Origin of the sequence: Pararhizobium sp. LjRoot235 (assembly GCF_964254145.1) — a bacterium.
In the GTDB taxonomy this organism is placed as follows: Bacteria; Pseudomonadota; Alphaproteobacteria; order Rhizobiales; family Rhizobiaceae; genus Pararhizobium.
In genome coordinates, this window is the sequence record NZ_CAXUSP020000003.1 from 212333 (window position 1) to 237342 (window position 25010).

Annotated in this window: 22 protein-coding genes; 19 read left to right on the forward strand and 3 right to left on the reverse strand. The window is 58.2% G+C overall.

Features of this window, described 5'->3' with window-relative positions:
* The first annotated feature begins 64 nt into the window (after positions 1-64).
* Together ACSQ2Z_RS27310 and ACSQ2Z_RS27315 are read left to right on the forward strand one after the other, a co-directional pair.
* Positions 65-835: an SDR family NAD(P)-dependent oxidoreductase gene (locus ACSQ2Z_RS27310; protein WP_436084357.1), complete on the forward strand. Its 771-nt coding sequence runs from the start codon at positions 65-67 to the stop codon at positions 833-835.
* A gap of 195 nt (positions 836-1030) precedes the next feature.
* Entirely contained in the window at positions 1031-1714 is a 684-nt protein-coding gene (locus ACSQ2Z_RS27315) for a TetR/AcrR family transcriptional regulator (protein WP_436084358.1), read from the forward strand.
* A 233-nt stretch (positions 1715-1947) separates the two neighbouring features.
* On the opposite strand, the gene ACSQ2Z_RS27320 is transcribed toward ACSQ2Z_RS27315, so the two are convergent.
* On the reverse strand, positions 1948-2181 hold the full coding sequence (locus tag ACSQ2Z_RS27320) for a hypothetical protein (RefSeq protein ID WP_436084359.1): 234 nt from the start codon (positions 2179-2181) through the stop codon (positions 1948-1950).
* A 195-nt stretch (positions 2182-2376) separates the two neighbouring features.
* Here ACSQ2Z_RS27320 and ACSQ2Z_RS27325 point away from each other — a divergent pair, with 195 nt between their 5' ends.
* The 13 genes from ACSQ2Z_RS27325 (at position 2377) to glcF (ending at position 18319) form a co-directional block, all read left to right on the forward strand.
* Positions 2377-3540, forward strand: coding sequence for a Gfo/Idh/MocA family protein (locus ACSQ2Z_RS27325; RefSeq protein ID WP_436084337.1), 1164 nt, complete (start codon positions 2377-2379; stop codon positions 3538-3540).
* A gap of 13 nt (positions 3541-3553) precedes the next feature.
* Positions 3554-4411 carry a sugar phosphate isomerase/epimerase family protein gene (locus tag ACSQ2Z_RS27330; protein ID WP_436084338.1) on the forward strand — a complete coding sequence of 286 codons (858 nt, stop codon included), beginning with the start codon at positions 3554-3556 and terminating at the stop codon, positions 4409-4411.
* A 71-nt stretch (positions 4412-4482) separates the two neighbouring features.
* Positions 4483-5469, forward strand: coding sequence for a LacI family DNA-binding transcriptional regulator (locus ACSQ2Z_RS27335; protein WP_436084360.1), 987 nt, complete (start codon positions 4483-4485; stop codon positions 5467-5469).
* Positions 5470-5558: 89 nt separating this feature from the next.
* Positions 5559-6497: a substrate-binding domain-containing protein gene (locus ACSQ2Z_RS27340; RefSeq protein WP_436084361.1), complete on the forward strand. Its 939-nt coding sequence runs from the start codon at positions 5559-5561 to the stop codon at positions 6495-6497.
* Between the two features lie 82 nt (positions 6498-6579).
* Positions 6580-8124: a sugar ABC transporter ATP-binding protein gene (locus tag ACSQ2Z_RS27345; protein WP_436084362.1), complete on the forward strand. Its 1545-nt coding sequence runs from the start codon at positions 6580-6582 to the stop codon at positions 8122-8124.
* The gene (locus ACSQ2Z_RS27350; RefSeq protein WP_436084340.1) at positions 8121-9167 is read left to right on the forward strand and encodes an ABC transporter permease; all 1047 of its coding nucleotides are present in this window, start codon (positions 8121-8123) and stop codon (positions 9165-9167) included. Before ACSQ2Z_RS27345 ends, ACSQ2Z_RS27350 begins: the two co-directional genes overlap by 4 nt.
* A gap of 119 nt (positions 9168-9286) precedes the next feature.
* Positions 9287-10060 carry a LamB/YcsF family protein gene (locus ACSQ2Z_RS27355; RefSeq protein WP_436084363.1) on the forward strand — a complete coding sequence of 258 codons (774 nt, stop codon included), beginning with the start codon at positions 9287-9289 and terminating at the stop codon, positions 10058-10060.
* Positions 10053-11645, forward strand: a complete 1593-nt coding sequence (locus ACSQ2Z_RS27360; protein ID WP_436084364.1) for a 5-oxoprolinase/urea amidolyase family protein — start codon at positions 10053-10055, stop codon at positions 11643-11645. The genes ACSQ2Z_RS27355 and ACSQ2Z_RS27360 overlap by 8 nt, the downstream gene beginning before the upstream one ends.
* Entirely contained in the window at positions 11642-13351 is a 1710-nt protein-coding gene (locus tag ACSQ2Z_RS27365; protein ID WP_436084365.1) for an acetyl/propionyl/methylcrotonyl-CoA carboxylase subunit alpha, read from the forward strand. Before ACSQ2Z_RS27360 ends, ACSQ2Z_RS27365 begins: the two co-directional genes overlap by 4 nt.
* 17 nt (positions 13352-13368) lie before the next feature.
* Entirely contained in the window at positions 13369-14370 is a 1002-nt protein-coding gene (gene lipA, locus ACSQ2Z_RS27370) for a lipoyl synthase (RefSeq protein ID WP_436084366.1), read from the forward strand.
* 31 nt (positions 14371-14401) lie between these two features.
* Complete coding sequence (locus tag ACSQ2Z_RS27375; protein WP_436084367.1) at positions 14402-15856, forward strand: FAD-linked oxidase C-terminal domain-containing protein; 1455 nt, start codon at positions 14402-14404, stop codon at positions 15854-15856.
* Complete coding sequence (locus ACSQ2Z_RS27380) at positions 15853-17010, forward strand: FAD-binding protein (protein WP_436084368.1); 1158 nt, start codon at positions 15853-15855, stop codon at positions 17008-17010. The genes ACSQ2Z_RS27375 and ACSQ2Z_RS27380 overlap by 4 nt, the downstream gene beginning before the upstream one ends.
* 1 nt (position 17011) lies before the next feature.
* A complete protein-coding gene (glcF, locus tag ACSQ2Z_RS27385) occupies positions 17012-18319 on the forward strand; it encodes a glycolate oxidase subunit GlcF (protein ID WP_436084369.1) in 1308 nt (435 codons plus the stop codon).
* A gap of 26 nt (positions 18320-18345) precedes the next feature.
* Here glcF and bhcR read toward each other — a convergent pair whose 3' ends face one another.
* Entirely contained in the window at positions 18346-19155 is an 810-nt protein-coding gene (gene bhcR, locus ACSQ2Z_RS27390; protein ID WP_436084398.1) for an HTH-type transcriptional regulator BhcR, read from the reverse strand.
* Between the two features lie 188 nt (positions 19156-19343).
* Here bhcR and bhcA point away from each other — a divergent pair, with 188 nt between their 5' ends.
* From bhcA to bhcD, 4 genes are read left to right on the forward strand one after another with little or no spacing between them, the layout of a single operon-like run.
* Entirely contained in the window at positions 19344-20534 is a 1191-nt protein-coding gene (gene bhcA / locus ACSQ2Z_RS27395; protein WP_436084370.1) for an L-aspartate--glyoxylate aminotransferase BhcA, read from the forward strand.
* 11 nt (positions 20535-20545) lie between these two features.
* Positions 20546-21493 carry a beta-hydroxyaspartate dehydratase BhcB gene (gene bhcB / locus ACSQ2Z_RS27400; protein WP_436084371.1) on the forward strand — a complete coding sequence of 316 codons (948 nt, stop codon included), beginning with the start codon at positions 20546-20548 and terminating at the stop codon, positions 21491-21493.
* A gap of 11 nt (positions 21494-21504) precedes the next feature.
* Positions 21505-22668 carry a 3-hydroxy-D-aspartate aldolase BhcC gene (bhcC, locus tag ACSQ2Z_RS27405; RefSeq protein WP_436084372.1) on the forward strand — a complete coding sequence of 388 codons (1164 nt, stop codon included), beginning with the start codon at positions 21505-21507 and terminating at the stop codon, positions 22666-22668.
* Between the two features lie 18 nt (positions 22669-22686).
* Positions 22687-23652 carry an iminosuccinate reductase BhcD gene (gene bhcD, locus ACSQ2Z_RS27410; protein WP_436084373.1) on the forward strand — a complete coding sequence of 322 codons (966 nt, stop codon included), beginning with the start codon at positions 22687-22689 and terminating at the stop codon, positions 23650-23652.
* Positions 23653-23883: 231 nt separating this feature from the next.
* Here the strand turns inward: bhcD and ACSQ2Z_RS27415 are convergent, their stop codons facing one another.
* Positions 23884-24888: a glycosyltransferase family 2 protein gene (locus ACSQ2Z_RS27415; protein WP_436084374.1), complete on the reverse strand. Its 1005-nt coding sequence runs from the start codon at positions 24886-24888 to the stop codon at positions 23884-23886.
* Between the last annotated feature and the right edge of the window lie 122 nt (positions 24889-25010).

A 25010-nucleotide genomic window follows, 5' to 3' on the forward strand; every position in this document is an offset into this window, starting at 1 on the left:
CGGTGCGTCACGTGCCGACTGGTAACTGTCCCTCGGTAAAACATAGAAAAAGGAAGGCATTGTCGTGAGCAATTATAGCGGTAAGGTGGTGGTCATCACTGGCGCGGGATCCGGAATGGGACGTGCCATGGTCAGCGAATTTGTATCAAGGGGAGCCTACGTTGCCGCTCTGGACATCAATCTGGCTCGAGCTGTCGAAACGGTCGAAAAACTTAATACACCAGACAGGGCGTATCCACTACAGGCAGACGTGAGCGACGCCGGAAGCGTTGACAGTGCTGTCAAAGCAGTCATCGAACGCTGGGAAAGAATTGATCTTCTTTGCAACAACGCGGGGATTCTGGATGGACATGCTCCTGCACACGAGGTGAGCCTCGAGGAGTGGAACAGGGTCCTGGCTGTCAATCTTACCGGCCCCTTCCTGATGGCGCGGGCCGTCATTCCGCATATGCTTTCGCAGGGCAAGGGTGCAATCATCAACACGTCGTCAACCTCGGGGTTCAGTGCAGCGGGCGGGGGGTCGGCTTATACCGCTTCCAAACATGGTGTGATTGGCTTAACGCGCCAGCTGACCTTCGAATACGGTGCACGCGGGATCCGCGTGAACGCGATTTGCCCCGGAGCCACCGCAACGCCCCTGGCTTTACCGGAGCACAATGCGGCGTCACCTGACATGGATCTTGCAATCAGCAAGGTTCCTGCGCGTCGCTGGTGCCAGCCGGAGGAAATCGCAAAACTGGCGGCCTTTCTCGGCAGCGACGACGCCGATTACGTTCATGGAAGCGCCTATGTGATGGATGGTGGATGGCTTACGGCTGCGCGAGACCCGTTTTGAAATACTCTTTGCGCCCGCTGGGCCTGACGCGCTGCGTTCGGCCCGGCCCGCCTCTGACGCTGTGCCCTGGGACCGAACGCCGCTTTCCGATGTTGGCATCAATCTGGAGCAAACTGAAAGTGCTTGCGCCGCTGGAACCTGTTGACTTGAAAGATGTCGCGAGATTCACTGCATGGCCACTGTAAGGATTATGTAATGAGCCTTCCGCCTCGTGTGATGACTGCGCGCAATCTGTTCAGGCAGCATCTGGATCAACGCGATTGGTCTGACTTGACCCCGGGCCGCCGGCGCATTCTGGAGGTATTCTTAAAGCTCGCAACCGTCAAAGGTTATTCCGCCGTGACGATGCGGCTGCTCGCTAAGGAAACCAGTGTCAAGGCTTCCAGCATCTACTTCCATTTTCCCGGCGGGCGCGGTGAGATCGTCGCGGAGTCGCTGCGCTGGCACTACAGCAACTGGGGATACGCTGTTCTTGAGGCGATCGACAGAACGAGCAACGTCAATGAGTTCTGGGATGCCTTGGTTGTCACAGCCGCAAAGCGGCAGATTTCGCATCCCGCGAGCGATCTATGGGATCTCCTTGTTAGAATGGATCGCATTGGAGGGTTCTTGGAACTCGAATTCCGTCACGAGATCGACCACTGGCTGGATCTTTGTGCGGGCCTGTTTGAGTCGGCAGCAGAGGAGATGGGATATCTTCCCAGTAAACGCGCCGTTCGCGCCATAATGGCACTGCTTGATGCAGCAAGTACCTGGTGCGAATGGTCGGGCGATCAAGACGAGCTTGAGGCATGTGCCGATCAGGCCGTACTGCTGTCACGAACGATCTTAACGTCGCAGAAAAAGATTACCCGAGCCGTCCGTAGCCGCGCTGGGTGACGAACCAGGTTTGCTTTCATTGATCGATGTCAACGGCCTGATCCCTGCGCTCAATGTCTCGTCGGATTGCAACGCCTGTGCGATGAGTGGGGAACAAAGTAGAGAACGGATGTCCCGGATCGGATCGGGGGTTTGTGACGGTACAGCCGCCTTAAAGTGCCGTGGAATGCCTTCGAAAACGCCGTCCAGAGTGGACACACAGCTTGCCCTGCACAAGCTCGCCGCGCCCGACCTCAGCTCCCCCAGCGGTGTAAGACAACCTTATCCTGATCATCGCTGCCAAGAACATAGTGTTTGAAAGCTGCCAGTTTCGCCTGCGCCTGCAGGCTTTGCATTTCGCTTAAATTGTTGCCCTCGCGCGCGACGAATTTCGCGACCGTGCGCAGGTTCAATACCGTCGCGAAACTAAGCGCTAGCGCGATGAGGAAGATGACCTGATCACGAGAAATAATGCCGTAATAGCGCATCGTTGTTCCCCTATGTTTTCGACCATCTTACGCTCGTTAAAACCGGCGTCAATCAAAATGTAATCGTTGACATCGTGTATTTCGTGGTGTTGTATACGTTAACATCGCAAAATGGCGACGAGCTCTAGCGGGCTCGCGGAGATCTGAAATAGGGGCACCGGGGGCTTTGGCCCGCCCTTCATTGGAGGCTTATCAGTGAAAAAATTGAATGTTGCGCTCATTGGCACCGGCTTTATGGGCAAGGCCCATTCCATCGCCACCGCGGTCGTGCCGATCCTGTTTGGTTCACCGGTCGAGATTGAGCGCAAGGTGATCGTCGATATCGACGAGGAGTTGGCGCAAAACGCTGCCAAGCAGTATGGCTTTGCGGAACACGCAACCGATTGGCGCCAAGTTGTATCGCGCCCCGACATCGATATCGTCGATATCTGCACGCCCAACGACACGCATGCGGCGATTGCGATTGCTGCGGCCAAGGCAGGCAAGCACATCATGTGCGAAAAGCCGATGTCGATGACGGTGGCCGAAGCTGAGGAGATGCTTGCCGCCGCCAACAAGACCGGCGTGGTAACGATGGTGTCCTACAACTACCGTCACACACCCGCCCTGCAGATGGCCAAGCGCCTGATCGATGAGGGCCGTATCGGCGACATCCTGACCTTCCGCGGTTATTACCTTCAGGATTGGGGCGCTGATCCAGAAAAGCCGCTCTCCTGGCGCTTCAACAAGGCGCTGGCGGGTTCCGGTACGCTTGGCGATATCGGCACGCATGTGATCGATGCCGCACGCCTGCTCGTCGGCGAATTCGAGCAGGTGAATGCGATCGTCAAGACCTTCATCCCGGAACGCCCGCTGCCGGCAGGTCGGTTCTTTGGACCGAGCGGTGCCGCGTCCTCGGAAAAGGGCAAGGTCGATGTCGACGATACCGCGCTGACAATGATCAAGTTCACAGGCGGAGCGCACGGCACGATCGAAGTAACGCGCAATGCCTGGGGCCATCATAACCAACTCGGCTTCGAGATCCACGGAACCCGCGGCTCGATCGCCTTCGATTACCAGCGTCTCAACGAACTGCGCGTCGCCTTTGCCGACGATCCGGCTGACGCCTTCGGCTTCCGCACGATCTATTCCGGTCCGAACCAGCCGTTCGGCGACAAGCTGTGGCCGGTTGCCGGCATGGGGCAGGGCTACATCGATATCAAGTCGATCGAGTGGTACAACTTCCTGCAGGCCATCGCCGAGAACAAGCCGGCTTCGCCGAACTTCAAGGACGGCGTGCAGATCGAGCGCATCGCCGAAGCCATTCTCGTCTCCGGACAGACCGGCGCCTGGGAAACCATCAAGCAATCTGCAGCCTGAGGGAGCGTGTGCGATGACGATCAAGCTTGCAATGCACACCTGGCCTTATGCAAGCAACCCGACGTGGTTGCCGGCCTATACGCTTGAAGAAACCATCAAGCGCGTCAAGAAGAGCGGCTATGACGCCATCGAGATCGGAGCGGCCAGCCCGCATGTCTTTCCACCGACGCTGAGCCCGCAACGGCGCAAGGATCTCGGCCAGATGCTGAAAGACTATGGGCTTGAACTGGCAGCCATGCTGCCGGCCCATGGCGGCGGTCCCGGCAACAACGTCGCTTCGCCGATCCCGGAAGAGCGCCGCTGGGCGATCGACCATTACAAGGACATGGTGCAGCTAACCGCCGACTGGGGCGGCAAGCGGCTGATCTGCCTGCCGGGCTGGTATATCTTCGGCACGACCTATCGCCAGGCATGGGACTGGGCTGCGCAGGCGATCGGCGAAATCGCCCGCTTCGCAAAGGACTTCGACGTCGAGATCGTGATCGAGCCGACGCCGGAAGACAGCAACATCGTCAATACCTGCGACAACACCATCGACATGATGAAGGATGTCGGCGAGCCGAACGTGCGCCTGATGTTCGATAGCCATCACGTCATCACAGAGAAGGAAGTAATGACCGACTACGTCCATGCCATGGGCAAGGACCTGGTCCACATCCACGCCTCCGACAACAACCGACTGCCACCGGGCATGGGCAGGGGTGACTTCCCGGCTCTTATCGACGCGCTGCAGGAAACCGGCTTCGACGGCTATCTGTCGATGGAATGCGGCTTCCACCAGCGCGGCATCGAACCCGACTGGGTCGCCCGCGTCTCGCTCGAATACCTCAAGCCGCTCGTCGACGCCGCAAATGCCAAAACGGCAGCTTGAAAATGTAATCGTTACCACCTGGAGAGGGGTGCCAGCTTGGTGCGCGTCTCCAATCATATAGGTTAGCATTGATGTCAAAGCCTCCCACTGTCCGGGATGTCGCACGCCTATCCGGTGTCTCGACGGCTACCGTGTCGCGATATTTCTCTGGGAAGGCAGACTCCGTCTCTCCTCACAAGATCGAAAGCGTTCGACGCGCGGCCAAGACATTGGGCTATACCCCTTCTGAAATCGGCCGCTCGCTTCGCCTGTCTCAAAGTCGCGTCGTTATGATGCTGGTCCCCGACGCGACCAACCACTTCACGGCCGATATCGCTGTATCGGTGGAAAGTGCTCTCAAAGAGATTGGGTTGTCGATGGTTCTCGCCAATACTGGCGAGAACCCCACACAGCAGGACAGGCTTCTTGCCGATGCACTAGGGCTCAGGGTTCGTGCAATCGTTCTGCAGGGGGCGATCGATACGCCGAAATTACGCGAACTGGCCGCCAGGCAAGACAATCTGATATTCGTGAACCGACGCCCGGCACAGGGAATTCTCGCACCATATGTCGGGATCGACAATTTCCAGGCTGGTCTAGCCGTTGGTCGCCACTTCGTCGACCGGCGTTATACGAACTGCGTGGCCATTCATGGCCCACGACACTATTCCGGCAGCACCGCACGGCTCGACGGCTTCCTGGCCGGGCTCGGAGATGATGTAAAGGTTCTTCAGTTCGAGAGCGCCTTTACGATGCAAGCTGGCTATGACTGTGCATCGCGCCTGCTCGAAGCGGACCCCAAGAAATATTCAATATTTTGCGCCAACGACATGATCGCCTATGGCGTCTACCGGGCGGCTTTCGAAAGGCACATGCGCGTGCCCGAAGATTTGGTGGTTTGCGGTTTTGACGACAATCGCCTGAATGAATGGCTGGCGCCTTGGCTTACGACAGTGAAGGTTCCCGCCTTGGACTTTGGTCCGGCAGTAGCGGAATTGATCGGCACCCGGCTTCCTGATGATGCGCAGCCCAGAAACATCATTCTGCCTTTTACGCTGCAGCTTAGACAATCAGCGTGATCGTCCGCAAGCCGTCCTTAGTGGAGAAGGACGGTCCGGATAATCCTGGGTGCTTCCGGACACTCAACCAAGAAAAGGGGGACTAGGACATGAAGCGAATGATCATTGGACCTGCGATTTTGGCGCTTGCGGCCTCAGCTGCGCACGCCGGAGACATCGGCGTTACGATTTCCCACAGCGACTCGAACCTGGCGGTTCTGGTGCAGGGCATGAAGGACGAGGCTGCGAAGCTAAACCAGCCCCTGCAGATTGAATTTGCCGAAGGCGACGTCAACAAACAGCTATCGCAGGTGCAGAACTTCATCGCCGCCGGTGTCGATGCGATCGTCGTCAACACGGTGGAAACCTCGGCGACGCCGACGATGACAAAGATGGCTGCGGAAGCTGGTATTCCGCTCGTCTACGTCAACAACACGCCGAGCGACGTGAAGGAGCTCGGACCGAAGGCGGCGTTTGTCGGATCGGACGAGTATGTCGCTGGCACTTTGCAAGCGCAGGAAGTCTGCCGTGTTCTGAAGGAACAGGGAAAGACGCAAGACGCAGGCATCCTCGTCATCCAGGGCATCCTGGCGAACGAGACGGCTGTGTTGCGCAGCAAGGCGGTTCATGACGTCGCAGCCAAGCCGGAATGCAACTTCATGAAGATCATCGATGAGCAGTCGGCCAACTGGGATCCGGTCAAGGCACAGGACTTGATGACGAACTGGATCACTGCGGGCTACAAGCCGGCGGCTGTGCTTGCAAACAACGACGAAATGGCCATCGGCGCGGTTAACTCGCTGAAGGCTGCCGGTTGGAACATGAAGGATGTCGTCGTCGCTGGCGTCGATGCGACGAAGGAAGCGATGCATTACATGCAAAATGGTGAGCTCCACGTCACCGTGTTCCAGGACGCGCTGGGGCAGGGCGCCGGCTCAGTCGACGCGGCCATCAAGCTTGCCAAGGGCGAGAACGTCGTATCGCCGATGTGGATACCCTACGAACTCGTGAATCCGGCAAACGTCGAGAAGTACCTCGCCAAGAACTGATCGCCGCTTCGGCTGCAGATATGCCTCCAAGGCATATCTGCAGCCGAAGCGTCTACGCTCATGAAGCAGAAGGTCTGCCAAGATGCAGAAAATCTCACCATCAACTATCAAGGCGGTTCGGGAAAGCGGCGCCGTTCCAAACGCTGACTATCTCTTGGAAGTCAAAGACGTCCGTAAGGAGTTTGCGGGAAACGTTGCGCTGGATGATGTCTCTTTCCGTTTGAGGCGCGGCACCGTTCACGCCCTCATGGGCGAAAACGGCGCCGGGAAGTCGACGTTAATGAAAATCATTGCGGGCATTTACACGCCGGATGGGGGAGAGTTTTTTCTCAACGGTCTTCCCATTCGCCTCAGCAGCCCGCTGGATGCACTCGATAACGGTATCGCCATGATTCACCAGGAGCTCAATCTGATGAATCATATGACCGTTGCCGAAAATATCTGGATCAGGCGTGAGCCGAAGAACCGCTTTGGCCTCGTTGACCACAAGGAATTGCATAGCCGTACCTCCGAGCTTTTCGAGGAGTTGGGAATCGATCTGGATCCTGACGAGAAGGTCGGCATGCTCTCGGTTGCAAATCGCCAGATGGTAGAAATTGCCAAAGCGGTTTCTTACGAGTCCGACGTCTTGATCATGGACGAGCCCACCTCGGCGCTCACCGAGCGTGAGGTCGAGCATCTTTTCCGTATTATCAAAACCCTCAGGGAACGTGGAAAAGGCATCATCTACATCACGCACAAGATGAACGAGCTCTTCGAGATCGCAGACGAAGTATCGATCTTCCGGGACGGCAAACACATCGCGACCAAGTCCGCGGACCAACTGACCCGGGAAGAGGTCATTCGCATGATGGTTGGGCGTGAGATCTCGCAAATGTTTCCCAAGGTTCCGGCAAAGATCGGGGACGTGGTACTGAGTGTTCAAAACCTTTGTCTCAAAGGTGTTTTCGAGGACGTTTCATTTGAGCTCCGCTCAGGAGAAATTCTTGGGATTGCTGGGCTCGTCGGTGCCGGTCGCTCCAACATCGCCGAAACGATCTTCGGTGTTACGCCCGCGACTGCCGGCACGATCGAGATCAGAGGAAAGGCTGTCAATGTAAATTCTCCCGGCGTTGCAATGGAAAACGGAATGGCTTTTCTCACTGAAGACAGAAAGGAATCCGGCTGCTTCCTCCTGTTGGACATTCAACAGAATATGCAGATGGCAGCCCTGCACGGCGGATATGTACGTAACGGCTTTGTCGAGCAGAGGCGTCTGTCTGAAGATTGCGAGACGATGACGAACTCACTTAGGGTCAAGACGCCGGGAATGGGCGAGAAGATCATGAATCTGTCTGGTGGAAATCAGCAAAAAGTATTGATCGGTCGCTGGCTGCTCACAAAGCCGAGCTTGCTCATTCTCGACGAACCTACCCGCGGTATCGACGTCGGTGCCAAAGCCGAGATCCACCGCATGATTTCGACACTCGCTGCCGAAGGTGTGGCCGTGATCATGATCTCGTCGGAACTTCCGGAAATTCTCGGAATGAGCGACCGTGTCATGACTGTCCGGCAAGGGCGTGTATCCGGTATTCTCGACCGGGCAGACGCCGACCAAGTCAAGATCATGGAGCTCGCAGCCCAATGACGATAACACCTGGAGCCACGGTTGTGGCGGAAAAGCGGGTCGCGAAACGCAAGTTTCACAGTGAGATGTCGATGGCCCTGGTGCTGGTCGGCATTGCCGTTGTGTTCGAGATCCTCGGCTGGATGTTCGTCGGCAGTTCGTTCCTGGCCAACCAGCAACGCCTGTCGATCATCATCCTTCAGGTCTCGGTGATCGGCATCCTTGCCGTCGGTGTGACCCATGTCATCATCACCGGCGGCATCGACCTTGCCTCCGGTTCGGTGGTGGGGCTTGCCGCCATGGTCGCCGCCTCGCTGGCGCAAGGCTCGACGGACGTGCGTGCCCTTTATCCTGCGCTCACCGACCTCCTGCCGATCTGGCCTATCCTCGCCGGCCTTGTCGTCGGTCTGCTGGCCGGCTGGGTCAGCGGCCTGTTGATCGCCAAGACCGGCATTCCTCCCTTCATCGCCACGCTTGGCATGATGGTCTGCGCCAGAGGTGTTGCCAAGTGGTATACGCTCGGTCAGCCGATCGGTCTTCTGACCCCGGAATTCACCTGGCTCGGCAAGAGCTTCATCCTTCTCGGTTTCCCTGTGCCCCTGCCGGTGATCATCTTCCTTGGCGTCGCGGCGCTGTCGCATATCGCGCTCGGCTATACACGCTACGGCAAATACACCTATGCAATCGGCTCCAACCCCCAGGCGGCGCGGGTGTCCGGCATCAACATCGGCTCACATCTCATCAAGGTCTATGCCGTCGCGGGACTGCTGTCGGGCCTGGCCGGGGTGGTGACGGCAGCGCGTGCGGCATCGGCGCAGCCGACAATGGGCAACGCCTACGAACTCGACGCCATCGCCGCAGCCGTGATCGGCGGAACATCGCTGGCCGGCGGCTCTGGCCGCATCACCGGAACGCTGATCGGAACCATCATCCTCGGCATCATCACCTCCGGCTTCACCTTCCTGAAGATCGGCTCCTATTACCAGGAGATCATCAAGGGCGCGATCATCGTCTTTGCCGTCGTCATCGATCAGTACAGACGATCAAAGCACGCAAGAGCCTAAAGTGCCTGTCGCAACATGAACGCCGACAGGCAGGACGGCCAAGCAAACCGTCCCGAAAATGGGGCGTCTCGAAACTTCACGGCGACCGCGACGGACGGTGAGCTTATTAGGCGGAGAATATGGCATACATCGATCTCAACAGCGATCTTGGCGAAAGCTTCGGCCCCTGGGCAATGGGTGACGATGTCTCGATGATTTCGATCGTTACCAGCGCCAATATTGCCTGCGGGTTCCATGCCGGCGATCCGGCGGGAATCCTCTCCGTGCTGAAAGTAGCGGCAAAACACGGTGTCTCGGTCGGGGCGCATATCGGCTATCATGATCTTGTCGGTTTCGGTCGGCGCAATATGGACCCGTCCAGCACAGAACTCGTCGGCGATACAATCTACCAGATCGGCGCCCTGCAAGGTCTGGCGAAAGCCGCAGGTACTCGTGTTCGCTACGTCAAACCGCATGGCGCTCTGTACAACACCATCGCTTGCGACGCACGCCAGGCGGCAGACGTGATCGAAGGCATCAAGGCGGTCGATCCCTCGCTCGTCTTAATGGCGCTTTCCGGGGCGCCCATTGTCGAGCAGGCCCGAGCGGCCGGGCTCAAAGTCGTCTGCGAGGCCTTTGCCGACCGAGCCTACAATGCCGACGGCAGCCTCGTCAGTCGTCGCCTGGTCGGCTCTGTCATCCACGATCCGCAAGCGATTGCCGAACGCATGCTGCGACTGGTCGTGGAGGGCCGCATAACCGCCATTGACGGCACGGAGATAAACCTAGAGGCGCAGTCGATTTGTGTGCACGGCGATACCTCGGCGGCAGTCGCCATCGCCCGGGCATTGCGCGAAGCGCTGGCTGCCCATAGGATCGGCCTGAAATCGTTCGTGGATGCCACCCATGACTGAGCGGCTGCGCTTTCTGCCCGCTGGCAGCGATGCCTTCCTCGTCGAACTCGACGATTTGGAAACGACGCTAACGTTGCTCGACCGCCTTCTCGCTGACCGTCCGGAGGGCATCGTCGAACTCGTGCCCGCCGCTCGAACAGTGATGGTCCGCTTCGACCCTCATGTGACTGACCGCGTGCGGCTGGCCGCGCTTATCTGCGCGATCGAGCTTGACCAGCGCACCTCCCGCGTGGGCGACTCAATCGAGATCCCGGTCGCATATGACGGCGAGGATCTCGCCGATGTCGCCGAAATCCTCGGCTGCTCGGTGGAGGAGGTGATCCGCCGCCATGCCGAGGCCACCTATACGGTCGCCTTTACCGGCTTTGCGCCCGGTTTTGCCTACATGACTTCAAACGATCCTGATTTCGACGTCCCGCGCCGCAAGAGCCCGCGTGTGCGCATCCCGGCCGGGTCCGTTGCACTCGGGGGGAAGTTTGGCGGCATCTATCCGTCGGACAGTCCAGGCGGCTGGCAGCTTATCGGCCGCACGCCGTTGAAGATGTGGGACACCAACCGACCGCGAGCCGCGCTTCTGGCGCCGGGTGATCGCGTCCGTTTTCGTAATATCGCCAACGATCCCGTTGTGCCGCGTGCCGCTCTGCCAGAACCGCAAGCTGTGCGACCATCCGCGGGGCTTGTCGTCACCCGTGCTGACCGACCAGCACTCTTTCAGGATCTCGGCCGGCCCGGGCGGGTCGACCAAGGCGTCTCTGAGTCCGGCGCACTCGACCGCTCGAGCCTGGTGGAGGCCAATCTCTGCGTCGGCAATCCGCGCAATGCTGCCGCCCTGGAAATCGCGTTTGGCGGTTTTGCCTTCAAGGCAGATCGGCCAGCAACGCTCGCTGTGACGGGAGCCTGTGCGCCGCTTGTCATCCGCACCGCCGATGGCCGCACTGTTGCTGCGCCATTTCACCGTCCCTTTGCGCTCGACGCCGGCGACGAACTGGTGCTCGGCCTTCCGCCGGAAGGTATGCGCAGCTACATAGCGCTGCGGGGCGGGTTCGCGGTCGAGGGCGTGCTTGGTTCGGCTGCGACTGACACCTTAGCAAAGATTGGGCCTGCGCCGATCGCTGCCGGCGACGTGCTGGTGCCGGCGAATGCTCCTGCTGCCGCTGTCGATCCCTTCCGGCGCACGCTCAAAGCGCTGCCGAGGGCCGGGGACACCGTGACGCTCAACGTTGTACTTGGCCCGCGCACCGATTGGTTCACGCACAAAGGCGTCGAGACCCTCACAGCGCAAGCTTGGCAGGTGACGGCTGAGTCGAACCGGGTCGGCATGCGGCTTGCTGGGGCCGAACCGCTGGAACGGCGTGACACGGCTGAGTTGCCCTCGGAAGGTACCGCGCTCGGCGCAATCCAGGTGCCGCATAGCGGCCAGCCGGTGGTTTTCCTCGCCGACCATCCGCTGACCGGCGGCTATCCGGTGATCGGCGTTGTCGCCCGCCACCATCTCGATCTCGCCGGCCAGATTCCAATCGGCGCCAACATCCGTTTCAACGTCGTCGCCGCATTCGACCCGCTCGTCAGGGAAACAAATCGATGAAAAAACTGCTCATTGCCAATCGCGGCGAAATCGCCATCCGCATCATCCGCGCTACCCGCGACTACGGCGTTGCCTCGGTAGCGATTTATTCGGATGCAGATGCCGGCTCACTGCATGCCGAGCTCGCCGACGAAGCCTATGGGCTGGGCGCAGGCCGTCCGGCGGACACTTATCTGAATATTGAGAAGATCCTGGAGATCGCAAGGCGCGCTGGAGCGGATGCCGTCCATCCCGGCTACGGTTTTCTGTCGGAGCGTGCAGAGTTTGCCCGCGCCGTCATCGATGCCGGTCTGATCTGGGTCGGCCCGAAGCCGGAAGTTATCATGGCACTTGGCGACAAGGTTGAGGCCCGACGCATCGCCGACAAGGTCGGCGCCCCTTTGGTCAAGGGGTCGGACGGCCCACTCGCCTCGGCGGAGGAAGCTGTCGCCTTTGCTCAGGAGGCGGGGCTGCCGCTCGCGATCAAGGCTGCCTTCGGGGGAGGCGGGCGAGGCATGAAGGTCGTCCATCGCATCGAGGACGTTGGCGAGTTCTTCGAATCCGCGGTTCGCGAAGCCAGGGAAGCGTTTGGGCGCGGCGAATGCTATGCCGAGCAATTCCTGGAAAAGCCGCGTCATATCGAGGCGCAGATCATTGCCGACAGCCATGGCAATACGGTCGTGCTTGGCACCCGCGATTGCTCGCTGCAGCGGCGCAACCAGAAGCTGGTCGAGGAGGCTCCTGCGCCCTTCATCTCTGCAGAACAGCGCGCACGCATCCACGACGCTGCCAAGGCGATCTGCGTCGCAGCCAGTTATACCGGCGCCGGCACGGTCGAGTTCCTGCTGTCGCAGAACGGCATCATCTCATTCCTCGAGGTCAATACCCGACTGCAGGTGGAGCATCCGGTGACGGAGGAAACGACCGGCGTGGATATTGTCATCGAGCAGTTGCGCATCGCCGATGGCCTGCCACTTTCGGTCACAGAAACGCCCGCGCCGCGCGGACATGCCTTCGAATTCCGCATCAATGCCGAGGACCCGGGCCGCGGCTTTTTGCCGACGCCGGGGCTGATCACGCGCTTCCGCGCGCCGTCCGGTCCTGGCGTTCGGATCGACAGCGGCGTGGAGACAGGTTACGAAATTCCCGGCATTTACGATTCCATGATGGCCAAGCTGATCGTCACCGGGGCGACCCGCGAGGAAGCTCTGATCCGCGCCCGGCGAGCGCTTGCCGAGTTCAGGATCGAGGGCGTCGCGTCTGTGCTTCCCTTCCATAGCGCCGTCCTCGAGGAACCGGCCTTCACCGGCGAGGATGGGTTCAAGGTCTTTACGAACTGGATCGAAACGGAATTTCGCGGCGTCGAGCCGGCTCCTCGGGTTGACCCGGTCGAAGGTGGGCTGGTGCGCAGCTTCATAGAGATCGACGGCAAGCGCCATGAACTCGGGCTCCCGGCGACGCTTTTCTCCGGCATTGCTGCGCCAACGACGTCGACGGCCTCAAGGGCGCCGGCCACCGAAGGTGCGCTGACGGCACCGATCCCCGGCACCCTGCAAAAATGGAACGTCGAGGATGGGGCCCGCGTTGCCGAAGGCGACGCGGTGGTAATGATCGAAGCCATGAAGATGGAAACCCGGGTCTTGGCGCCGAAGGCAGGCCGCATTTGCATCAAGATCCAAGCGGGCACGGTGGTCGCGCTTGGCGCGGAACTGGCAACAATAGAGTGACGGAAAAAGCAAAACGGATGGTTACGATCTTAGACACCGTTCGCCCCGGATCTGCGCGACATCGACATCCGGAAAAGGCCCACAAGCCAGATACCGAGATGCTGCGCAAGCCGGAATGGATCCGCGTCAAGGCGCCGATGTCGAAGGGCTATCAGGAAACCCGTTCGATCGTGAAGGAGCACAAGCTCGTCACGGTCTGCGAGGAGGCCGGCTGCCCGAACATCGGCGAGTGCTGGGACAAGAAGCACGCCACCTTCATGATCATGGGCGAGATCTGTACGCGCGCCTGCGCCTTCTGTAACGTCTCGACCGGCAAGCCGAATGCGCTCGACATGGACGAGCCGGAAAACGTCGCCAAGGCCGTGAAGCAGATGGGCCTGTCGCATGTGGTCATCACTTCGGTCGACCGCGATGATCTGGCCGACGGTGGCGCCGAGCATTTCGAAAAGGTGATCTGGGCGATCCGCGCCGCCTCGCCGGCAACGACCATCGAAATCCTGACGCCCGACTTCCTGAAGAAGCCCGGCGCGCTGGAACGCGTCGTTGCGGCCAAGCCCGACGTCTTCAATCACAACATGGAAACCGTGCCCGGCAACTATCTGACGGTGCGCCCCGGTGCTCGTTATTTCCACTCGATCCGGCTTCTGCAGCGGGTGAAGGAACTCGATCCGACGATGTTCACCAAGTCTGGCATCATGGTCGGTCTTGGCGAGGAGCGCAACGAAGTGCTGCAACTGATGGACGACCTCAGGACCGCCGATGTCGACTTCCTGACCATTGGCCAGTACCTGCAGCCGACCCGCAAGCATCATGCGGTGATGAGCTTCGTCACGCCGGACGAGTTCAAGTCCTATGAGACCGTCGCCTATAGCAAGGGCTTCCTGATGGTGGCCTCCAGCCCGCTGACGCGCTCGTCGCATCACGCCGGCGACGACTTTGCACGGCTCCGCGCGGCGCGGGAAAAAGCCAAGCAGCCGCAATGCGATTCAATTTCAACGAGCGGCCGTCGGTCAATTTGAGGACGGCGAAACAACGCGCGGAGGAAAACCGATGTCAACGATAGCAATGCCGGAGCCACGCGCTGATGTTCTGGCGCGATCGTCGCAGATCATCTCTGCGCTTAAAGCGGCCTTGCCTCAAGACACCGTTATTTCGGACCCGCAGGAAACCCGGGCCTACGAATGTGACGCACTGACGGCATATCGGTGCCCGCCGCTTGCGGTCGTCTTGCCGCGTAGCACCCAGGAGGTCGCGACGGCCATGCGTGTCTGCTATGAACATCGCGTCCCTGTCGTACCCCGCGGAGCGGGCACATCACTTGCAGGAGGTGCTTTGCCGACGGCAGACAGTGTCGTCATCAGTACGATCCGGTTGCGGGAGATCATAGAAGTCGACACGGCAAACCGGTTCATCCGGGTCCAGACCGGCGTCACCAATTTAGCCGTGAGCGCCGAGCTCGACGCAGACGGATTTTTCTACGCGCCCGATCCTTCGTCTCAACTTGCCTGCACGATTGCAGGCAATATTGCGATGAACTCAGGTGGTGCTCACTGCCTGAAATACGGCGTCACAACGAATAACCTCATGGGCATTCGCATGGTGTTGACGAGTGGGGAGGTCGTCGATCTTGGTGGGCCGTTCTTGGGGGCGACGGGGCTCGACATCCTCGGGCTCTTGTGCGGTTCCGAGGGCCAGCTCGCCATCATTACTGAGGCGACCCTCAAGATCGTTCCCAAACCCGAAGGCGCTCGACCGATGCTGATCGGCTTCGACAGCGCCGAAGTCGCCGGCGAATGTGTGGCACGTATCATCCGCTCTGGCCTGCTGCCGGTGGCTATCGAATACATGGACGATGTCTGTCTGCGTGCCGTTGAGGCATTCGCCAAAGCCGGATATCCCGCGTGCGCGGCCGTTTTGATCGTTGAGGTGGAGGGGTCCGAGGACGAAATCAACGACCAAACGGACCGCATTCAAGCAATTTCGGACGAGCTGGGAGCGGTGGAATTTCGCAGCAGCCAAAATGCCGAAGAATCCCTGGCCATCTGGAAGGGCCGCAAGTCTGCATTCGGCGCGATGGGTCGCCTCGGTGATTACCTCTGCCTCGATGGGACGGTCCCCGTTTCAAAACTTGCCTTTACGCTCAAGCGCATCGGTGAGCTCTCAAAGCAACATGGCTTGGAGGTCGCCAATGTCTTTCACGCCGGTGACGGCAATATGCATCCTCTCATTCTTTTCAACGCCAACGCGCCGGGTGAACTGGAACGCGCTGAAGCCTTTGGTGCCGACATTCTGCGCCTTTGTGTTGACGTTGGCGGCTGCCTGACGGGGGAGCACGGGGTGGGTATCGAAAAGCGAGATCTCATGACCACGCAATTCAACACAACAGATATGGCCATCCAGATGGAGATCAAGGAGGTCTTCGATCCCGCCTGGCTGTTGAATGCCGCCAAGGTCTTTCCCCTTGAGGTAAGTGAGCCTTACCGCAAGAGGGCTTTGGCACGATGACACACAGCAGCGCGCTTGCCCCGCTCTCGACCATCGTCGCTCCGGCAGATGAAGTCGAACTAGCCGCTTTCCTTTTGGAAGCCTGCGCAAACGCAACATCGCTCCATGTCATGGGCGGCGGCACACGACTGACGTCGAGTTTTCCATCGGAGACCGGCACGCTTACGACACGCCGGCTCCGCGGAATCGTGACATACGAACCTGGCGCCATGACGCTGATTGCCCGTGCGGGGACGCCAATCGATGAAATCGAGGCAGCGCTTGCCGCAGAAGGGCAGGCACTGGCATTCGAACCCATGGATTATCGCACCGTCCTTGGCACGCTTGGTTCTCCTACCATCGGCGGCGCAGTCGCAACCAACGCTTCAGGTCCTCGGCGCGTTCAGGCAGGAGCATGCAGAGATAACCTGCTTGGGGTGCGCTTCGTCGATGGCCAGGGCCGGATCATCAAAACCGGTGGTCGGGTGATGAAGAACGTCACTGGACTGGACCTTGGCAAACTTCTTTGTGGTTCCTTTGGCACATTGGGCGTTTTGACGGAAGTGGCCATCAAGACCCTGCCTGCGTCCGAATGCGAGCTATCAATTGGCTTCAACAACGTGTCCGTTGCCGAAGCGAGCAAGATTTTCCAGACTGCGCTTGCCACTCCGTACGAGATATCCGGTGCCGCCTTCCGGTCGGGCACCGCTTGGCTGCGAATTGAAGGCCGTTCGAAGCAAGTCGATTACCGGCGTGAGAAGATATTCGCCCTCCTTCCTCCTCACCATAACATCGACTTCCTCTATGAGACCAATAGCAAAGCCCTATGGGGCCAGCTGCGGGACCTGCATCATTTTGCCGACCCGCAGCTGCCGCTGTGGCGTATCCTGATAAAGCCGACAGATGCCCCTAAAATCGCTTCAGCGCTGGAGGCGCTCGGAGGAACTGTATCGCTCGATTGGGGAGGCGGGTTGATCTGGTATGCAGGCGATGCGGAGCCCATCGAGGTTCGCAGGGCGTCCGGCGCGGGGCGGGCGATGCTGCTACGATTTGGGGGAGCGGTTGCCGGCACTATGTTCCCGCCCGAGCTTGGTGCGGTCGCTCAGCTTTCGGACGAATTGCGCAAACGGTTCGATCCTGCGGGAATTTTGAACCGCGGTTTGATGGAAAGTTAGGATGCAGACGAATTTCGACGAGACCCAGCTTTCAGACCCGGACACGCAAACTTCAAACGAGATCCTGCGTTCCTGCGTCCATTGTGGCTTCTGTACCGCGACTTGCCCAACATACCGCGTGTTGGGCGATGAACTCGATAGTCCGCGGGGCCGGATCTATCTCATCAAGGACATGTTGGAAAACGACAAGGTACCTGACGACGCCACGGTAAAGCACATAGACCGGTGCCTGAGCTGCCTCAGTTGCATGACCACATGTCCTTCCGGCGTGCACTACATGCATCTCATCGATCACGCGCGCGACTATATCGAGAAGAAATACACGCGTCGGTGGGACGATCGGGCACTACGCTGGTTGCTGGCCCGCATCCTGCCGTATCCTTATCGGTTTCGCTTGGCTCTGACGGCTGCAAAACTGGCACGCCCGATAAGACGCCTCATCCCTGATGCACGACTGCGGGCAATGCTGGAGATGGCTCCTGACCGGGTTCCGAAAAGCAGCAAGAACGACAGGCCGCAAACTTTCCCCGCGAAGGGCACCCGGAGCAAACGCGTAGCCCTTCTGATCGGCTGCGCACAGCGTGCGCTGAACACCGACATCAACGACGCGACGATCAGGCTTCTCACCCGTCACGGCTGCGAGGTCGTCGTTCCGAAAGGCATTGGCTGCTGTGGAGCGCTCACGCATCACATGGGAAAGACCGATGAAAGTCATGCCATGGCAAGCGCCAACATTCGCGTCATGGTTCGGGAGCTTGATGGAGCAGGGCTGGACGCTATCGTCATCAACACCTCCGGATGCGGAACCACTGTCAAGGACTATGGACACATGTTCCGAAACGATCCGATGGCTGCTGATGCAGCGCGCATTGCGGCGCTTGCGAAGGATGTGACAGAAGTCATTGCTGGTATCGGGCTTCAAGACCCAGTTTTTGCTGACCCGCTTCGCGTGGCCTATCACGCGGCGTGTTCCCTGCAGCATGGTCAGCAAGTTCGCTCGCAGCCAAAGGATCTCCTGAAGTCGGCTGGCTTCGATGTGGTCGAGCCCCGTGATTCCCATATCTGTTGTGGGTCCGCAGGAACCTATAACCTGATGCAGCCGGCAGTTTCGAAACAATTGCAATCGCTCAAAGTTGCATCGATTGAGGCGGTGCTCCCGCAGGTGATCAGCACCGGCAACATCGGTTGTATGATGCAGATCGGCTCCGCAACCGGTCTTCCCATCGTCCACACAGTCGAATTGCTCGATTGGGCAACCGGCGGCCCAAAGCCCCGGAGTCTTTCCAAGGCATCAACCAGAGCCGCCTGAGATCCCCGTTACTCAGGTTGCCAGAATTACGCGCTGCCCAACCTGCGAGATACGGTCTTTGCGGCTTCGGCGACGCGCTCGCCAATCTGTCGGGTTAGCCGGTCTGGCATTCGATGCGTTGGGCCCGACACAGATATGCCAGCCACTGCTTCGCCATGCACATTCAATATCGGTGCTGCGACGCAACGCATACCCTTCGTCCGCTCCTCATCATCAAAAGCGTAACCGCGCGCTCGGGTGGCGAGCAACTCCTCTTTCAGCTGGGAGACTGATCGCAAGGTGTTTTCGGTGAACCGCTTCAGCGCCGGGTTTTTGAACAAGGACGATAAACGGTCTTCGTCGTAGGTGCTAAGCAATGCCTTTCCTATCCCCGAGGCATGGAGCGGAGAAAGCGTACCCGGCGGGAAAAAGGCTCGTATGGATTCATGTGTTTCGACCTGGCTGATGAAGAGTACGTTCCCATTTTTTTCTATTCCAAGATTTGAAGTTTCTCCTGTTTCGAGCATCAACTCACGCATAATCGGGCGACTTCGTTCGACCACATTGGAGCGCCGAAGAAATGCCGCACCCAATCGATAAGCCTCTGGTCCTATGAACCAGATCTGGCGATCGGGGCTTATCTCAACAAAATCGCGGCGTTCGAGAGTTGCCAGAACGCGATGCATCGTCGCAGGCGATTGATCCAGGTGCGCGGAAAGTTCCGACAGCGTCATACCCTCGGGCGAAGACAAGGCCTCCAGCACGTCCAGAGCGCGATCGAGTGACTGTATCACGCTCTGCGACTGGGGTTCATTGAAAGACTTGGGGCGTCCTCGCCGTCGGTTTGTGTTCTGCATCAAAAATATACCCGATACGTCATAATTCATGGTTACCTGAAAAACATATTCACGCAATGAAAAATTGTAAGCACCTGATAGATATCAGTATTATCCGAGTTTTACAGATTCTGAAAAATGATTTCAAAAAAATATACGTCTATTCGGGGTCGTGCTATCTATTTTGAAAGCACAGGAGGATGCATCATATGTACGGACAGAACCCGGTCTTCATTCCAGGTCCGACGAACATGCCTGAGATTTTGCGGAAAGCATCGGACATGCCGACTATAGACCATCGTTCATCGATGTTCGGCGAGATCCTCCATCCTGCTCTGGCTGGCGTCAAGCAAGTTCTCAAGTCCGAAACGGCTTCCGTTTTCGTGTTTCCTTCCACGGGTACCGGAGGATGGGAGACGGCGATCACAAACACACTAAGCGCTGGCGACCGTGTGGTGGCAGGTCGATACGGCATGTTCAGCCATCGATGGATCGATATGTGCCGACGCCATCAGCTGAGAGTGGACGCTGTCGAGACATCCTGGCGTGAGGGCGTTCCGTTGGCGCGATACGAGGAAATTCTCAACGCTGATAAGGCCCACGAGATCAAGGCTGTGCTCGTTACCCACAACGAGACCGCGACCGGTGTTAAATCAGATGTCGCAGCGGTTCGAGCTCTTCTAGATGCCGCCAATCATCCGGCTCTGCTGCTGGTCGATGGCGTAAGTTCGATAGCTTCAATGGATTTTCGAATGGATGAGTGGGGCGTCGATGTCGCCATTACAGGGTCCCAGAAGGGGTTCATGCTGCCTGTCGGTCTGGCAATTATTGCTTTTTCTCCGAAGGCAATGGCAGCACTGGAAACGGCACAGCTGCCGCGGACCTTTTTTGATGTCCGCGATATGTCCAAGGGCTATTCAGTGAACGGTTACCCCTATACACCATCCGTTGGCCTCCTGAATGGTCTCAAAGTATCAACGGAGCTTCTGCTCCGCGAAGGTCTCGATAACGTCTTTGCGCGGCACAGGCGCATCGCATCAGGCGTTCGTGCCGCCGTCCAGGCCTGGGGACTTGAACTCTGTGCAGCGCGCGAGGACCTCAATTCCGACACGGTTACCGCGGTGCAAACGCCTGGCGGGTTCGATGCGTCCTTGGTCGTCGCGCACGCCGCAACAAAATACGACGTCGCCTTTGGTGCTGGTCTGGGTGACGTAGCGGGCAAGGTTTTCCGCATCGGGCATGTCGGCAGCATGACCGATGTAATGGCGCTATCCGGTATTGCAACAGCCGAGATGGTCATGGTCGACCTCGGACTCAACATCAAGCTCGGCTCTGGAGTTGCGGCGGCGCAAGAAATCTACCGCAAGACGGCGGCATCATCTGTCCGCGCTGCTGCCTAAGGGCTAATCAGATGTACATACCCACGCTATCAGACATGTTTGACGCTCATCAGCGTATCAGACCACACATACATCGCACGCCCGTTCTCACCTCAACGTTCATCGACACGCTTGTCGGCGCCAGGCTGTTCTTCAAATGCGAAAACTTACAGAAGGCAGGCGCCTTCAAGGCCCGTGGTGCGTCCAATGCTGTGTTTGGGCTGAGTGACGAACAAGCGGCGAAGGGCGTTGCCACCCATTCGTCAGGCAATCATGGCACCTGCCTTTCCTATGCAGCCGGGCGGCGGGGGATCCCGTGCACCGTCGTGATGCCATGGACGGCGCCGCAAGCCAAGAAAGATGCAGTGCGTGGCTATGGTGGCAGGGTTGTCGAATGCGAGCCGTCTACATCATCGCGCGAGGCAGTTTTTGCCGAAGTCGTCGCTGAAACGGGCGCCGAATTCGTTCATCCCTATAACGACGCCCGCGTTATCGCAGGTCAAGCGACATGCTCAAAGGAACTGATCGAACAAGTCGATGACCTGGATGCCGTCATAGCGCCCATCGGCGGCGGCGGAATGGTATCCGGCACATGTCTGACCCTGTCAAACCTCGTACCCAATGCGAAGATTTATGCCGCCGAACCTGAACAGGCAGATGATGCCTATCGCAGCTTCAAGGCCGGCCATATCATCGCCGATGACGCGCCAAACACCGTCGCTGACGGTCTCAAAGTACCGCTGAAAGACCTGACATGGCACTTCGTCAAGAGGAATGTCAGCGACATTCTCACCGCGTCGGACCCGGAGATCATCGACGCTATGAAACTCATCTGGAAACGGATGAAAATCGTCATGGAACCCTCCAGCGCGGTTCCTCTCGCGACAATCCTAAAGAACAAGCACCTGTTTGCCGGCAAGCGCGTCGGCGTCATCGTCACCGGTGGCAACGTCGACCTCGACACGCTGCCTTGGCAATAGGGGAAAGAGAAATGAACATGCAAGCAAACTTCGCCGGTCTGCAGGTAGGCTATGATGTACCCGCTCTACCCGGAATGAGCGTCGAAGAGATTCAGACGCCGTGTTTGATCCTCGATCTTGATGCGCTCGAGCGAAACATTCGGAAAATGGGCGATTATGCCAAAGCCCATAATATGCGCCACCGCGCGCATGGAAAGATGCACAAGTCCGTGGATGTCCTACGCCTCCAACAGGAATTGGGCGGAGCGGTTGGCGTTTGCTGCCAAAAGGTCTCCGAGGCGGAAGTATTTGTTAGAGGCGGGATCAAGGACGTCCTTGTGTCGAACCAGGTACGCGATCCACTGAAGATTGATCGTCTCGCGCGCCTTCCCACTCTGGGCGCCAGGATTATCGTCTGCATCGACGACCTGGACAATGTCGCACAGCTTTCCGTCGCGGCCCAGAAACATAGCACATCTCTGGAGTGCTTTGTTGAAATCGACTGCGGCGCCGGTCGGTGCGGGGTCACCACGAGTTCAGCCGTCGTGGCACTTGCCAAAGCCATCGACGCTGCTCCTGGTCTTAAATTTGCAGGCATTCAAGCCTACCAAGGCGCCATGCAGCACATCGACAAATATGAGGATCGGAAAACCAAGCTCGACACGGCCATCGCGCAGGTGAGGGATGCTGTGGAGGCGTTAAAGAGCGCTGGTTTAGCGCCCGAATTGGTAAGTGGTGGTGGTACCGGCAGCTATTACTTCGAGAGCAATTCCGACGTCTACAACGAACTCCAGTGCGGAAGTTACGCTTTTATGGATGCGGATTACGGTCGCATTCTGGACAAGGACGGCAACAGAATTGACCAGGGCGAATGGGAAAATGCGCTTTTCCTTTTGACAACCGTGATGAGCCACGCCAAGGCGGATAAGGCAATTTGCGACGCTGGTCTCAAGGCACAGTCCGTCGATTCTGGACTGCCGTTCATCTATGGTCGCACCGATGTCAAATACGTCAAGTGCTCCGACGAACACGGCGTCATTGAAGATCCGGATGGGATCCTGAAGATAAATGAAAAACTTCGTCTTGTTCCTGGTCACTGCGATCCGACCTGCAATGTCCATGACTGGTATGTCGGCGTACGCAACGGCAAAGTCGAAACACTTTGGCCGGTTTCCGCCAGAGGCAAGGCGTACTGATAACCTAGGATATCTGATATGATTGTTGTTCCGGAGAGCGCAATTGCCGACTTGATCAGTTCGGCAGCATGCTTCACGGCGGTTGAACAGGTCTTCGCCGCCATGGCGAGAAATTCAGCCTATAATTTCCCCGTTGTACGGGAATCGATCGGATATGCGGACGCGCTCTACGGTTTCAAATCGGGTTTTGACCGAGAGAGCCTCATTCTCGGCCTGAAGGCGGGAGGATTTTGGCCGAACAACGCGAAAAAGGGACTGACCAATCACCAGTCGACCGTATTCCTCTTCGACGCGGATACCGGGCGGTGCCGCGCTGTGGTGGGCGGCAATCTCCTGACTGCGCTGCGCACCGCAGCGGCGTCCGCTATTTCGATCAAATACCTTGCTCGTGAAGACGCAAAGGTTCTGGGCATGATCGGTGCCGGCCATCAATCGATCTTTCAACTGCGAGCCGCTGTCCAGCAGAGAGCCTTCGAGAAGGTTATCGCCTGGAATTATCACCCGGAAATGCTGGGTCGACTTGAGCAGGTCTCAAGAGAGATCGGTTTGCCATTCGAGACCGTAGACCTAGACCGACTCGGCGCGGAGGCCGATGTGATCATATCGATTACGTCGTCGTTCAGCCCGATCTTGAAGGCATCGCAGGTCCGTCCGGGCACTCACCTTGCCTGCATGGGGACCGACACCAAGGGCAAGCAGGAGGTGGAAGCGAAACTGGTTGCCGCGTCCGCGCTCTTCACCGACGAAGTGGGCCAGGCAATAACAATTGGCGAGTGCCAGCACGCTATCGCGGAAGGGCTCATTGCAGAAGAAGACATCATTCAAATTGGCGCGGTTATTGCTGGTGATGCAAAGGGGCGTCTGTCACCCCAGGAGATCACTTTGTTTGACGGGACAGGCGTCGGCCTGCAGGATCTCGCCGTGGCATCTGCCGTTGTAGATTTGGCCATTTCTAAAGGTGTGGCGATCGAGGTCGATTTTTGATTCGTTCCCATTGGAGTGTTGCTATCCGGTTGGACGCCGCAGGCCTCCCGGCTAGACGTCCTAAATGCCGATAGACGCCTACTGCTTATCCGGAACACTGGTGGCCACCGCGGGTTGAGCGGGAATACGATCTCAAGACGCACTGCGAAGGGATGCATCTCGAAATCCAAAGTGCAGGAAACTCGATAGTGGGCGCTCATCTTGGCTGCAGCAAACCTGCTACTCGAGAATTCATTCCCCTAGAAGGTAACGGATACCACCAGAACCACCCAGTGAAGTTGGAGCGGACGACGGCTTGCGGGCGAACACTTCCATTTTGTCGCTCATAACACCACTAATGGTGGGACGTATGCTGGACGGGTGGGTCAGCAAATACTTGAGGCCTTGCGCTAACCCCTCGTGATTTTTGATATCGAGAAAACGGCGCAACTCATACCGGTCGCGAATATGGCGGGCGTGGCGGGCTAGCGTCGCAGCTGCTTCGGCTGGTAATGTATTTTCAGCCAAAATGGCGTGGTCGGCTTCGTACAACCTTTTTAAATCGATCGTACGGTGACTGCCACTGAGGGAGTTGCCTCGTACCACGGCGGCGTAGCCACAGCTTCGAAGAATTTTATAGCGGGCCCCCGCCGCAAGCGCACGCGCATACAGATCGTAGTCTTCACCCAGCCGCAAAGTCTCGTTGTATTGAAGCCTGTGGCGCTGGAGGAATTCTCGCCGCATCAGTGGTTTAAGGAACCCGATTTCGGCTCGTCGCGCATGTCGTCGCGATATATTTCCTTCTATGAAGGAGATGAAGTCAAGCAACTGGGGATCCGGGTCGAAGTAACGAATCTCATGCTCGACCGTTGAGGATTGTTCAGCATCGATGAAAGCTACGTTGTCAGCGATCAGGTCCCAGCCATCCTCGGAAAGCAGCCGTTGTAGACGACCCGGTAATAGAAAATCGTCGGCATCCAACACCCCCAAAATAGGAGAGCTCGTTATCGACAATGCATAATTACGCGCGGCAGATGGGCCTCGGTTCTCCTTGAATCGGGCCACCGTTAGACGACCGGTACCGTCATCCATGCTGCGAGCAACTGCCTCCGTCGCATCGTCTGAGCCATCATCCACGACAACAACCTCAGCTGCCTCAGGCTGAGCAAGGGCAGACCTAACAGACTTTGCAACTGTGGTGGCGGCATTTTTGGCGGCAATTATGACACAAACGTCGTTCAAGGAATTTTTTGCCAAATCGATCTCCAACTAAACTGCCAGCGTTCCCCATCGACGCAGTCCTGTGCTGGCGGTTAGCGATTCTGCGCTATCAAATGTGGCATGAGGTTGCTGGACAATTATGTCGTCAGCACGTCGCC

Coding starts and splice junctions, on each gene's coding strand:
- ACSQ2Z_RS27315 (WP_436084358.1), top strand. CDS start 1,031: ATGAGCCTTCCGCCTCGTGTGATGACTGCGCGCAATCTGTTCAGGCAG.
- ACSQ2Z_RS27320 (WP_436084359.1), bottom strand. CDS start 2,181: ATGCGCTATTACGGCATTATTTCTCGTGATCAGGTCATCTTCCTCATC.
- ACSQ2Z_RS27330 (WP_436084338.1), top strand. CDS start 3,554: ATGACGATCAAGCTTGCAATGCACACCTGGCCTTATGCAAGCAACCCG.
- ACSQ2Z_RS27335 (WP_436084360.1), top strand. CDS start 4,483: ATGTCAAAGCCTCCCACTGTCCGGGATGTCGCACGCCTATCCGGTGTC.
- ACSQ2Z_RS27340 (WP_436084361.1), top strand. CDS start 5,559: ATGAAGCGAATGATCATTGGACCTGCGATTTTGGCGCTTGCGGCCTCA.
- ACSQ2Z_RS27345 (WP_436084362.1), top strand. CDS start 6,580: ATGCAGAAAATCTCACCATCAACTATCAAGGCGGTTCGGGAAAGCGGC.
- ACSQ2Z_RS27350 (WP_436084340.1), top strand. CDS start 8,121: ATGACGATAACACCTGGAGCCACGGTTGTGGCGGAAAAGCGGGTCGCG.
- ACSQ2Z_RS27355 (WP_436084363.1), top strand. CDS start 9,287: ATGGCATACATCGATCTCAACAGCGATCTTGGCGAAAGCTTCGGCCCC.
- ACSQ2Z_RS27360 (WP_436084364.1), top strand. CDS start 10,053: ATGACTGAGCGGCTGCGCTTTCTGCCCGCTGGCAGCGATGCCTTCCTC.
- ACSQ2Z_RS27365 (WP_436084365.1), top strand. CDS start 11,642: ATGAAAAAACTGCTCATTGCCAATCGCGGCGAAATCGCCATCCGCATC.
- lipA (WP_436084366.1), top strand. CDS start 13,369: ATGGTTACGATCTTAGACACCGTTCGCCCCGGATCTGCGCGACATCGA.
- ACSQ2Z_RS27375 (WP_436084367.1), top strand. CDS start 14,402: ATGTCAACGATAGCAATGCCGGAGCCACGCGCTGATGTTCTGGCGCGA.
- ACSQ2Z_RS27380 (WP_436084368.1), top strand. CDS start 15,853: ATGACACACAGCAGCGCGCTTGCCCCGCTCTCGACCATCGTCGCTCCG.
- glcF (WP_436084369.1), top strand. CDS start 17,012: ATGCAGACGAATTTCGACGAGACCCAGCTTTCAGACCCGGACACGCAA.
- bhcR (WP_436084398.1), bottom strand. CDS start 19,155: ATGCAGAACACAAACCGACGGCGAGGACGCCCCAAGTCTTTCAATGAA.
- bhcA (WP_436084370.1), top strand. CDS start 19,344: ATGTACGGACAGAACCCGGTCTTCATTCCAGGTCCGACGAACATGCCT.
- bhcB (WP_436084371.1), top strand. CDS start 20,546: ATGTACATACCCACGCTATCAGACATGTTTGACGCTCATCAGCGTATC.
- bhcC (WP_436084372.1), top strand. CDS start 21,505: ATGAACATGCAAGCAAACTTCGCCGGTCTGCAGGTAGGCTATGATGTA.
- bhcD (WP_436084373.1), top strand. CDS start 22,687: ATGATTGTTGTTCCGGAGAGCGCAATTGCCGACTTGATCAGTTCGGCA.